At 37.9% G+C, this 12,330-nt stretch carries 9 protein-coding genes and 1 pseudogene; 6 read left to right on the top strand and 4 right to left on the bottom strand.

Going from position 1 to position 12,330, the window contains the following annotated elements; all coding sequences use genetic code 11:
• Positions 1 to 367 precede the first annotated feature (367 nt).
• Positions 368 to 574: pseudogene (locus tag QZZ23_RS11995) on the bottom strand (hypothetical protein); the annotation flags it as partial.
• 229 nt (positions 575 to 803) lie between these two features.
• Here QZZ23_RS11995 and QZZ23_RS12000 point away from each other — a divergent pair.
• Positions 804 to 1,865 (top strand): phosphate uptake regulator PhoU, encoded by a 1,062-nt coding sequence (locus tag QZZ23_RS12000; RefSeq protein ID WP_292470446.1) that lies wholly within the window; start codon positions 804 to 806, stop codon positions 1,863 to 1,865.
• A 367-nt stretch (positions 1,866 to 2,232) separates the two neighbouring features.
• Here QZZ23_RS12000 and QZZ23_RS12005 read toward each other — a convergent pair whose 3' ends face one another.
• Positions 2,233 to 3,390, bottom strand: a complete 1,158-nt coding sequence (locus tag QZZ23_RS12005) for an LL-diaminopimelate aminotransferase (protein ID WP_292470449.1) — start codon at positions 3,388 to 3,390, stop codon at positions 2,233 to 2,235.
• 217 nt (positions 3,391 to 3,607) lie between these two features.
• Between QZZ23_RS12005 and QZZ23_RS12010 the strand changes: the two genes are divergently transcribed.
• The gene (locus QZZ23_RS12010; protein WP_292470452.1) at positions 3,608 to 5,539 is read left to right on the top strand and encodes a PAS domain-containing sensor histidine kinase; all 1,932 of its coding nucleotides are present in this window, start codon (positions 3,608 to 3,610) and stop codon (positions 5,537 to 5,539) included.
• Here QZZ23_RS12010 and budA read toward each other — a convergent pair.
• Together budA and QZZ23_RS12020 are read right to left on the bottom strand one after the other, a co-directional pair.
• Positions 5,479 to 6,321: an acetolactate decarboxylase gene (gene budA, locus QZZ23_RS12015; protein WP_292470455.1), complete on the bottom strand. Its 843-nt coding sequence runs from the start codon at positions 6,319 to 6,321 to the stop codon at positions 5,479 to 5,481. The two genes, QZZ23_RS12010 and budA, sit on opposite strands and share 61 nt — an antisense overlap.
• Before the next feature lie 145 nt (positions 6,322 to 6,466).
• Positions 6,467 to 6,940 (bottom strand): chemotaxis protein CheW, encoded by a 474-nt coding sequence (locus tag QZZ23_RS12020; RefSeq protein WP_292470458.1) that lies wholly within the window; start codon positions 6,938 to 6,940, stop codon positions 6,467 to 6,469.
• Between the two features lie 231 nt (positions 6,941 to 7,171).
• On the opposite strand from QZZ23_RS12020, the gene argH reads away from it, so the two are divergent.
• The 4 genes from argH (at position 7,172) to QZZ23_RS12040 (ending at position 12,287) form a co-directional block, all read left to right on the top strand.
• Positions 7,172 to 8,653 carry an argininosuccinate lyase gene (gene argH / locus QZZ23_RS12025; protein WP_292470461.1) on the top strand — a complete coding sequence of 494 codons (1,482 nt, stop codon included), beginning with the start codon at positions 7,172 to 7,174 and terminating at the stop codon, positions 8,651 to 8,653.
• A 79-nt stretch (positions 8,654 to 8,732) separates the two neighbouring features.
• Entirely contained in the window at positions 8,733 to 9,986 is a 1,254-nt protein-coding gene (gene gatD, locus QZZ23_RS12030) for a Glu-tRNA(Gln) amidotransferase subunit GatD (RefSeq protein ID WP_292470464.1), read from the top strand.
• Positions 9,987 to 10,644: 658 nt separating this feature from the next.
• Positions 10,645 to 11,259, top strand: coding sequence for a hypothetical protein (locus QZZ23_RS12035; RefSeq protein ID WP_292470467.1), 615 nt, complete (start codon positions 10,645 to 10,647; stop codon positions 11,257 to 11,259).
• 179 nt (positions 11,260 to 11,438) lie between these two features.
• Complete coding sequence (locus tag QZZ23_RS12040) at positions 11,439 to 12,287, top strand: hypothetical protein (protein ID WP_292470470.1); 849 nt, start codon at positions 11,439 to 11,441, stop codon at positions 12,285 to 12,287.
• The last annotated feature ends 43 nt before the right edge of the window (positions 12,288 to 12,330 follow it).

A 12,330-nucleotide genomic window follows, 5' to 3' on the forward strand; every position in this document is an offset into this window, starting at 1 on the left:
TTAAATTGAATACTTTGAATTAACGTCTTTGAATAATATCATTTAAAGTTGTTATGAAATCCAAGAAAATCATCTAATCTCTTTTAGGAGTTTTCATCTTTCAATCTTATCATAACGTGTATTAACATAATAGAATCTGTATATTTATAAGTAGCATTCGCTTAGCAATCTTTTGAGGCAGATTCTAATAAAAAAAGCGAGCAAAGCACCAACTTCGTTCGCCAAATTCAGAATAATTTCTTTCTCATCACCATTCAATATCAAAATATCTGTACACAACATATCCACCAGCAAGCAACACAGAAACAATACCCAGTATCACCATGATCATGAAATAACTTCTCTTGGTGCTGCTTTTTCCTACATCCTAAATTTGCTCATTTGCAACTGAATTTGCACTTGCGGTATCCACTGACTTTAACTTTTTATCAACAACAGGCTCTGTTGCTTTTGACCTGTCTTCTACGATAACTTCCGTGAGTCTGGCTTCAGATAATATTGCAAATGTAGAGAAATCTGGCGTCTCACTCTTAAAGTACACATATTCATCGTCCTGCCCTGTAACAATAGTGGGTAGTGCATTCCAGGTTCATTGGCAAATCTATATTTTCAACCTGAAAGTGATTAAAAAATATCCAACATATCTGTTTTCTTTTATCAGGATATTTTCGTACTTTCTTTGAATAACCCTTTTCTATCTTTTCGCTGAATCTATAGAAAATATTGTGAACTATAGATACTATGGAAACAAAGAATATAACCGGTAATTTGGATATATCTACAATTATTCATACAAGGGAAGGATGGGCATTTCAGTTAAAAGAAAGATTCAGTTGACAGGTGGCTCCACATACATTGTTTCCCTTCCCATCGAGTGGGTAAGGGATGGTGGACTCAGTGCAGGTGATACTGTACTTCTGAATGTAAAACCCGATCGTTCACTTGTTATAACTCCTGATCAGGATGGTCAAAAAAAGAATGTCCGTTCAAAAGTTGAAATGAGTGCATCCGCAGATAAGGAAGAAAATTTCAGAACACTTGTGGCCAATTATCTTGTTGGTTATGATATTATTAGAATCGTATCTCAGGGTGGATTTACTGCCTCTGAGAGGAAATACCTGAAAGAATCCGCCCGCAAACGTCTCATAGGCATAGAAATAGTTGAAGAATCAAGAACAGAAATAATACTTCAGAATCTTCTGAACTATCAGGACATATCCCTTGAAAAATCTCTGCAGAGCATGTTCCGTATTATCCATTCAATGATAGAGGATTCGATCGTTGCTTTAAAGGAGGCTGATGTGGAACTCGCAAGGGACATTGTTCAAAGGGATAACGATGTAGATAAATTCTATCTTTTAAGTGTCAGGCAGATAAAAGCTGCCCTTGATGATTCCAACATTGCCCAGAAAATAGGTATAAGATCTTCCAAAGACTGTCTTGGATATAGTCTTATCGCCAAACTGATGGAACGCATCGGTGACCATATTCATGGGATTGCACTTACTATTGTTCAGATGGATGGGTACAAAGACAACAATGAAGATATAATCGAAATGGGTGTCCTTTCCATGAGGCTGTTTCAAGAAGCCTTTAATTCTCTGCTTGAGATTAACACTGAGCTTGCAAATAATGTAATAAGGACATCACGGATGTCTTCTGCGCTTGGCAGCAAGATAATCCAGAAATCCGAACTTTCTGAAAATACTTATTGTCTTTACGGCGAAAAGCAAAGAAAAATCATTGAAAGCTTCCAGCGTATAGCCGAATATAGTGCAGATATTGCTGAAATGGTTATAAATATGAAAGCTACTGAGATAAAAGAGTCTCTTTCAGGAGAGACCCAGATACTCAAACAGGCTTAATCTGACAAATGTTACCATCAGGTTATTAATCACGAGTACAAGTCCTAAAAAGCTGATACTGACCTTTGAGAATTTCCATAGTCTTCTGGCATAGGAATGTGCTGAGCTTCTTATTGACCTGTAATTCCAGTAAACAACAGAATGATCAGGAGCTTGATTACAATGAGTGACCATATTCCGTAGTCAGACATAATTCCTGAAAGAATTCCGTTTTCTTCAAACCCGCACCCATTGCTCAGTGCATGGAATGTAGTAACAAAATCTCCTGCAATGTAACGCAGTATTATATACCTGACATCGTGCAGGAATTCATATATCTCTTTTGAAACAATTAAAATAAAAAAAGTAAATAAAAAAGTTATGAGTATCAGATATTTAACTTGCTCATCCTGTCCACTGCTTCATTGATCCTCTCAACGGAGCGTGTCAGTGCAAACCTGATATAACCTTCACCGTGGCTACCAAAACCAACACCTGGTGTTGCCACAATACCTGCGGTCTCAAGCAATAATTTGGCAAATCCCATAGAATCATAACCATCCGGAACAGGTGCCCACACATAGAATGTTGCTTTAGGTGCTTTGACATCCAGTCCTACTTCGTGCAGTCCTTTTATGAGTGTATCTCTTCTTTCCTGGTAGATATTGTTCATGTCAGCAACACATTGCTGGGAGCTGGAAAGAGCAGTAATACCTGCCATCTGGATCGCATCAAAAGCCCCGGAGTCTACATTGGATTTTACTTTACCAACACCCGAGATTATTTTCTTGTTACCAACTGCAAAGGCAAGTCTCCATCCTGTCATATTGTATGTCTTTGAAAGTGAGTAAAGTTCAATTCCAACTTCCATTGCCCCATCAACACTCAGAAAACTTGGTGCCTTGTATTTATCATAGGTCATTTCAGAATAGGCATTGTCATGTATAACTACAATATCGTTATCGCGGGCAAACTGCACAACCTCTTCAAAGAACTTTTCATCAGCTGTAGCTGCTGTGGGGTTGTTTGGATAGTTAAGGAACATTAATTTTGCTTTTTCAAGCTTATCCTTTGGTATTGCATCAAGGTCAGGCAGGAAATCATTTTCATCCAGAAGTGGCATGATGTATGGCTCTCCACCTGCAAACTGCGTTCCTATCTTATAGACAGGATAAGCAGGATCAGGGCAAAGTGCTACATCCCCAGGGTTGATGAAGGCAAGAGGAATATGTGCAATTCCTTCTTTTAAACCGATCATAGTAAGGACTTCAGATGCAGGGTCTAATTCAAGTCCTCTGGTCTCTTTGCACCAATCTGCAGCAGCTTTTCTGAAACTCATCATTCCTGTATAAGATGGATATGTGTGTGTTTCCGGATTGCGAACAGCTTCACACATTGATTCAACAATATGGTCTGGAGTTGGTTGGTCCGGGTCACCGACACCTAAATCTATAACGTCTACTCCTTTTGCTTTTACTGCTGCCTTAGACTCGTCGATTGTTGCAAATAAGTACGGGGGCAATGAGTTGATCCTGTCTGAATACATTTATTCACCTAAATTGAAGCATTTTTTGTGCCATAAGGCACTATGTATTGCATCTATTGCTTCCCCTCTATTTAATAGCATAGTATCAGGAATATTATTGCCGTCCTGCAAGTGTCTATATACAAATTTGATCTCGCAACAAAATCTATTAATAGCAATAATATATATTATACTAATATATTAGTAAAACCGATTGGAATGTGGTGTGGACATTACTTTGGACGAAAAACAGATTATCCTGGAAAAAAGGGACAGAGAGCTTGAATGCATTTACAGCATCTCAGATCTTTTTGATCTGCATGTGCCTCTGAAATCCCTGCTAAAAGGTATTATACAAAGGCTGCAGCCAGCTTTTCTTTACCCGGAAGTTGCAGAGGTATGTATAGTTTTGAATGGAGATACATACAAAACAGATAAATTCGAGAAGAATATCAACTCTTTGCACAGTAATATAATAGTACATGGCACAAAAAGAGGTTCTCTTTGTGTCTCTTATTCTGAGGAACGTCCTTACCATGATATTGGTTCATTCCTGAAAGAGGAACAACGTTTATTGAATGTTATTACATCACGCCTTTGCAAGGTTATAGAGAGAAAAAATGTGGAAGAAGCTCTTTTAGATTCGGAAAAGAGATATAGGTTAATATTTGATGCTTCACCGCTGGGTATTTTTGTAGATAACAACGGAACAATAACTCATTGCAACAGAAGTTTACTCAATATTTTTGGTGTACAGAAAGGCGACGTTGTCAATGCAGAAGTTTTAGATTACGTAAATGATGAACGCTTAGGCCAACTTTTTTCAGGTTCCTTATCAGACAATAATTCTTTTTATGAAAATGAATACTCTGCAAGGATATCCGGCAGGGAGATTTTTTTAAGGTCGTATTATGTTCCCATCAGGTCAAAAGACAATAATATTGAAGGTGGTATCGGTCTTATTGCTGATATAACATCAAATAAAAACTCAGAAGAAGAATTACAAAACCAGAAAGAACTTCTCACAAGTACTTTCAATGCTCTTCAGGATCTGATTGTCGTTGTTGACCGGGAAATGAAAATAGTGACAAGTAACTGGAAGAGTGACATTATCTCTTCACCACAGGATAACAATCAACATCCTTTGATGTGTGATTCCTTCACCCATAATCTTTTCCCATGTGATCCATGTCCTGTTAAAGACGTTTTTTCAACAGGTAATATGAAAGAATTTGAATATACTGATTCTGTCGATAGCAGGGTAAGGGATTTCCGTATCTTCCCTGTTTATGATACAAAAGGTGATGTAGCAATGGCTGTAAGCCATATACGTGATATCACTGAGCGCAAGCAGACAGAGGAAGCATTAAAGAGTTCTACATATGAACTGGAACGTGCATATGAAGAATTGAAGTCTCTGGATAAGCTCAAGGATGAATTTCTTTCAAACTTAAGGCATGAACTGAATACGCCTCTTACTTCTATTAAAGGGTTCAGTGAACTTTTGTACGATAGATCTCTGGGTCCTTTAAACGATAAACAGGCAAGTGCAATAGAGCGAGTAGTTATTAAAACACGTAAACTGCAGAATCTTATTGATTCCCTGCTTTTTGTCAGCACAAGCCAGAACGGTACTATAAGGTATAATTTTGAACAAATTGAAGTCTCATCTCTCCTTAATGGTGTTGTGAATGTATTCTTTGACAAGATCAAGGAGAAAAATATGTCTATTCATATAGACTTTGCCTTTGATTCCATTTTAGTTGATGCTGACACAACATATCTTCCACAGGTTTTCCTCAATTTGATGGATAATGCAGTAAAATTCACTCCTGAGAATGGAACCATTACTCTTTCCGCCTTTAAGGAAGATAATGATGTCCATGTAGTTCTCGGAGATACAGGTATTGGTATTTCTGAAAATGATATACAGGGTCTTTTCCAGAAATTCCACCAGATAGACAGTTCTTCAACAAGAAATTATGATGGTAATGGCCTTGGTCTTTACATAAGTAAAGTAATAGTGGAAAATCATAAAGGACGTATATGGATAGAAAGTGAAAAGGGGACCGGGACTGATGTCCATGTTCGTATCCCCTCTAAACAATCTCAGTTTTCAGACTCTTCAAGTTCACCCTCGGTATCTCGCGATAAACCCATACCAAGGTAATTCTTATTTGTTGGCAGTTCAAGGTATATTTCATCCGTGCTGTCAATTTCTACAGTCCCTGAGCTGATTACATAGTCCAGTATGTGTCCACCTGTATTTTTCTCCTGGTTGATGAAATGAAGGTGAAATCCCGGAACATTGATACCACTTACATAATCTGGCATCCAGTATCCCACAATTGTCCCTTCTGTGTTATTGAACTCAAAGACTGACTGGTCTTTTGTCACGTCGACAAGTCTGGGATAAGGTTTTTCCTGTGCTGCTACACTACGTGTTTTCATGTAGCTGAAATTTCCTGTGATCTTAACAGCATACATCACATTCTGGCTGGGAAGAAGTCCTTCGATATATTCTGCCATCTGCTTACTGTCTATCTGTTCATCTACGGTTCCTTGAATATCTGTTTCAAAGAAAGTGACAGCTGCAAAGGGTGATGTTTCAGTATCTCCAGCCTCATAGACATTTCCGTCTGCTTTTATCTGATAAATTACACCATCAAGTTCCAGCATTTCTCCGTCAAGATCTTCAAATGTTCCAAGTCCGAAGTCACCGTTTTCTTTCAGGTTACCGCAACTTATTTCTCCGTCATAAACACCTTCAAGCAGGGCGTTAATTGTAGAAAACTGGTATATTGTATCAGTTTTTGTGTTCCCTGTTGGATTAATGGTTTCAGGACTATCAGCACTATATGCAGTGTTTTCTATTTCTTCACCGATACAACCACCTGCAGTGATTGAAAAGATAACAATCATTGTCAAAATATAAAATTTTACTAGTTTCATCAAATTCCTCATGAGATAAGAATCATACTATGATATCATTATATATTAACTATTTTATAAAAAGATACTGTGTAGTTATCGTTTAAACTTCACATTGTATAATGGGAGAAAGCTGCTACCATTAAAAAATAAAAAAAGTAAAAATTTATGCTGCAGTTTCACTGATAATGTTATTGAGATTAAGAAGGATAAGCAATCTGTCATTTAGCTTTCCAACACCTTTAAGGTAGTCAGCATTTACTTTTTGTGCGATTATTTCCGGTGTCTGCTCAATGTTTGAACTTTTCAGGCGTATAACTTCACTTACTGAATCCACAACCAATCCTACGATAGTACCTTCAATATCAACGACTACAATTCGTGATTCATCTGTTATTTCCTTAGAAGACATTCCAAATCGTTTGTCAATATCCATAACAACGATTATTTTTCCTCTTAAGTTGATAAATCCTTTTATGTAATCAGGAGTTTTTGGAATCCTTGTTATTTCAGGCATTCGGATTATTTCTTGTACCTGCATTATATTAATACCGAATTCTTCAACACCCAGGCTGAAGATCACAAGTTGTTGAAGGTCATCACCAACATTATTTACGTAACTGTCACTAACTTTAGCCATAGTTTCACCTCAATAAATGCGGAATTGCATTAGCACACTACAATCCTTTGATAAATAATAATTAAATTAATATATTCCAGTTACTATAAATACTTTCTCTTAGGTTGCAGAAGTTTCATTTAGTATTCCGATAACTTTCAAAAAACCGATTCTTATTTAAGTATTTAGACCAATACCACGCTGCTAATCAGGATTACTTTTCAGTTACATTTTATAATCACGAGGGTTCACATGAGCGATATTTTACGTAGAGGACGCTTATCTTCAACACCTGATGAAGATATGATAAATTTCACATCATCAATGTCTGCTGATAAATGGATATTTGAGGCTGATATCCTTGTGGACATGGCTCACACGGTCATGTTGCATGAGCAGGGAATTATAAAGGAGAAGGACTGCAGCAGCATTCTGAAAGGGCTTCTTAAAATAAAGGAAGAAGGCATTGAGGAGCTAGACCACAGTTATGAGGATATCCACATCTCACTGGAGTCCAGGCTTATAGATATGGTAGGTGAGGATACAGGAGGCAGGATGCACTCCGGGCGCTCCCGTAATGATGAGGTTGCAACCTGTATCAGGATCAGATTGCGGGATGAGTTATTGTCTTTAATGGAAGAACTTTCCGGGCTTCGTAAGACCCTGCTTGAAAAGGCTTCTGAGAACACAGAGACGCTAATGCCAGGTTTCACTCATCTTCAACATGCACAACCCACGACCTTTGCGCATCATCTTGTTGCACATTCCGATGCCATAGGAAGGGATATTGAGCGTATAATCGGTGCATTCTCAAGGGTGAACAAGTGTCCGCTTGGTTCTGCAGCTTTTGCATCTACTGGTTTTGATCTTGATCGTGAAAGAACACGTTCTCTTCTTGGATTTGATGATGTTCTCGGAAACTCAATGGATGCGGTAAGCACACGAGATTTCCTGATCGAATCTGCATCTGCAATGTCCAATATCATGGTAAATCTAAGCAAGATGGCAGAGGAGATAATTATCTGGTCCAGTTCGGAATTTTCTTTCGTTGAACTTGATGATATGTATTCTTCTACATCTTCCATCATGCCACAGAAGAAGAATCCGGATTCCGCCGAGCTTGTACGGGGTAAGGCTGGCACGGTTATCGGTTCATTGATGGCTCTCCTTTCACTTTGTAAGGCGCTCCCATTAAGTTACAACCGTGATCTTCAGGAAGCAACGCCCAATATGTGGCGTGCAGTGGAAACTACCAGAAGTGCTGTTCGTATCACTAAAGGTATGGTAGCTACCATGAAAGTGAACACTGAATCTATGGCTGAAAAGTCAGTGTTAGGGTTTACGACTGCAACAGAACTTGCCGATACCATGGTTAGGGTGGCTGGCATTCCTTTCAGGACTGCTCACCAAATTGTTGGTGTGCTTGCACGAGGAAATGGAAATCCGAATATGGAAGAGATAGATGCAGTGGCAAAAGATGTACTTGGCGAATGTTTGAGTGACAGGGGTCTTACAGCTGAAATAGTCAAAGAGGCACTTGACCCAGTTCTCAACATCAGCAGAAGGGCTATTATAGGTGGTCCTGCGCCGGTTGAGATGAAAAGGGCAATAGAGAGCCGTCTGAAAGAACTTGAGAACACAAAGACAAGTATAACGGGCCTAAATAGCAGTATTGATAATTCATTGAAGGCTCTGTTCAGCGTTGTTGAAGCCTATACGGGAAAAGAGGCTTAAGCAGCCATAATAATTGAACTCTTATTAATGCATTAGAAATGAGATATGTATGATACTTAATGATAATCAAGGGATAATTATGGAATTTGAAGAGGGTGACAGAGTAAAGGTCAAAAAGGCCGGTGTGGAATACGAAGGCATTGTCATGCCCAGTACTACCGGTCATATTATTATAAAGATGGTCAGTGGTTACAATGCAGGGATCGATCCTAAGGGTGCCACTGTCACGATAGTACAAAAGAAGCAGGATATGGAAGCTTCCTTTAAAGTTGCAGGTAAAGCCGAAGTAAAGGCAAAGAAAGGTCTTCCTAAGGTATCCATCCTGTCAACAGGAGGGACAATTGCCAGTAAGATAGATTACAGGACTGGTGCTGTGACCTCCCAGTTCTCGGCTGACGATATTCTGCAGGCTATTCCTGAACTCACAGAGATCGCCAATTTCAGTGGCAAGGCAATCTACAATATTCTCTCTGAGAATATGAAGGTGGACTACTGGCAGGAGCTGTCAAGAGCTGTTGTGGAAGAGATTAAAAATGGTGCTGCTGGTATAATAATTGCTCACGGTACTGACACCATGATGTACTCTGCCGCTGCATTGTCATTTATGGTCGATACTCCCGTTCCAATTGTATTTGTAGGTTCCCAGAGAAGTGCTGACAGACCAAGCAGTGATAATGCCATGAATGCCATATGCGCTGCAAAGGTTGCTGTGAGTGATATTGCAGAGGTTACAGTTGTTATGCACAGTGATGGTTCAGATGACAGTTGCTCTATCCACCGTGCGACCAAGGTTCGCAAGATGCACACATCCAGAAGGGATGCTTTTAGATCAATTAACTCTGATCCAATTGGTTATGTGGACTATGCTACTGGTGAAATCATCACTTCACTTTCATACGTTAAAAGAGATGAAAAGGAACTGTCACTTAGTGACTCTCTTGAACCTAAGTGTGCTCTTGTAAAATTCACTCCCGGTTCAAGTCCTGATATTCTTGGCTATTTCATTGATGCTGGATATAAGGGCATAGTTATCGAAGGAACGGGACTTGGACACGTATCCACTGACTGGATTCCACAGATCGAGAGGGCAACATCTCAGAAGATTCCTGTGCTGATCACTTCACAATGCCTACATGGCAGAATATGTGACAGGGTTTACGACACAGGCAGGGATATCTTAAAAGCCGGTGCCATAGAAGGTGAGGATATTCTCCCGGAAGTTGCTCTTGTAAAGATGATGTGGGTACTTGGCCAGACACAGGATTATGATGCTGTAGTTGATATGCTCAAAGAGAGTGTCAGGTGCGAGATCAACGAGAGGAGCCTTGTGTAGACCTTCAAGTTCATTTATGGCAGGATCCATTAAATCCGTTTGTAGTAATTAGGTTTATAACGAATAAATGATTGCTAAAAGGGGTTTATTCACATTCTTATTATTTATTTAACCCCATTTTAAGCATTTTATTTGGTTTAGACTCTGTAAAATATTAAAATAGTACTATGATTGTTACTAACATGGTTAATCAGGATTGATATGACAAGATTAAGGATTATCGCAGACAATAACGGACATCTGCATAAACTTCACTGGATGCCCTGAAATTTGTGGCAACGTACTGTATGCCTTATATCAATCCTGAAGTAGTCCTCAAGCATTTTACCTTGGGCAACGCCTGTTCATGGGCAACCTATGAGATAGCATGAGCACATTACGAGAAATACAGAAACTCATTCAGGTTTGTAGAAATCTCCATATTAACAATAAGCACAACTTTGACATACATATCTAGTCTAGTTTGCACTATCACTTGAATGAAAAATTCTACAAAAGAACAATACAGAATATATAAGAAATGTGATACAATCTCAAAAAAAATAAGAACTATTATTTCATGTTATCAGTAATAGTCATTTGAGAGGTGGTAATTATTTTAAAGAATAAATTGAATACCTTAAAGTTTTGCATATGTTTAATTTGTGCAATACTGCTTGTGAGTAACACAACTTGTGCGCTAGGAAATACTTCTGTAAATGAAAGTTCTTCAAATGAAACAACAACGACAACAACTCAAGACATTGAAGAAAGCGTTGCAGGTAAATTCCGTCTTGCACCATCTGTAAGTTTAACATCAACAAAAAATACAGTTGAGACGACTGACCCGGCACTTATTAGCTTGTCAATGATTAATCCTTCTGTTAATGATGTAAACCTGGCAGTCGATGTTATCATAAAGGCACCAAGCGGAGTATATGTCACTGCAACAAGCTTTGCAAGCAGTGGTTCTAATCAGAATATAGGGAACTTTATCGTCAGACCCGGAGAAGAGAACCACGTAACAATTCAAATAACTTCAACAGAAATAGGTGAGAAAGCGCTGGAATCCCAGGTAATCTACTATCCAGAAGGTAATAAAGACGAGTACAGAATGCTTCAACAGACCATGTCCGTTTTTGTCGAAGAGAAATCAGAAGAAATACCTCCTGAAGCAGTGGAAGAAGAAGATGAAGAAAACGAAGACAATGGCCAGATAGTCATTCCTGGTTTCTCATTTGTTACTTCTATAGCCTGCTTATCTATCGCCTTATTCTTGTTTAGAAGAAAATAAATTTTGATGATGTGATATGATTGGCAAATGCAGAGATTGGTATCATTAGTCTCTTACTGATACCTTTTTATTTTTTACTTGTGATACTTTCTCTGCTAGCAATTCAAAATATTTTAATAAGTAAAACAAATCACCATTTGACCTGTATCTCTTATAAACACCCCTGTCTTTATAGATCAATGAATTGGTGGGCAGTTTTCGTTCAAGAATTAAGCCATGCGATAATTGCTTTTCTTACTAAGAATGAAGTAAAGGAATTCAAAGTAACTTCAAAGGGAGGACATGTTATTCATGAAAATAGTCGCAAATCCGGATTTTTTCAGTGGTTGGCAAATCAAGCAATAAGTGCAGCACCCTCTTTAGTTCCACCCCTTTTTGCAATGTTTTTCTTCCTAAAATTTGAATATATTAATCTGTCTGAATCATCAATTGTTTTTAACTCTCTGGAATACACATACATTTTCTCTAATTTATATCTCATGCAACTTCCAGTTTTGATCGAAACATTAGGTTCAATGATAATTAATCTGAATTTAATAGATATCAATGATCTAATAATAGTAATCATGCTAATTTTTTCATTCTCTGCTGCAACTCCAAGTTCAATCAAAAAAGAAGAATATGGAATTCAGGGAGATCTCCAATCAATTATAGAAAGATTCAGTACATACCCTATATTCACAATTTATTTTATTTTGCTGCTTGTTGTTCTTTTTTGGACACTTGTATATTTTAATATAAACCTATTAATGTTGATTATTATTTTTTTGATGCTGCTGCCAATAGTATCCCTTTACGGATTGTTATTGAATATATTATTCACAAAAATTGTATATATGGCTGACAAGGTCCCCCTTCTTGTTTCAATTGGGGCTATTTTTATTTCAATTGTCTATTACATCTATTCCCCTTATTTTCTGGCAAGGCAATCTACTACAAACATTACAAGCCTGATTTTGTTAGTATCAATTTTAAAATTAGGCAGTACAGGTAAAATAAAAAGGTTCTTCTCAGTATTATGTGAATAAATTTGCATAATATTGGATTAAATACTTTTGAAAAATTGGTTGT

The sequence above is a fragment of the Methanolobus sp. genome, from assembly GCF_016278385.1.
Classification (GTDB): domain Archaea; phylum Halobacteriota; class Methanosarcinia; order Methanosarcinales; family Methanosarcinaceae; genus Methanolobus.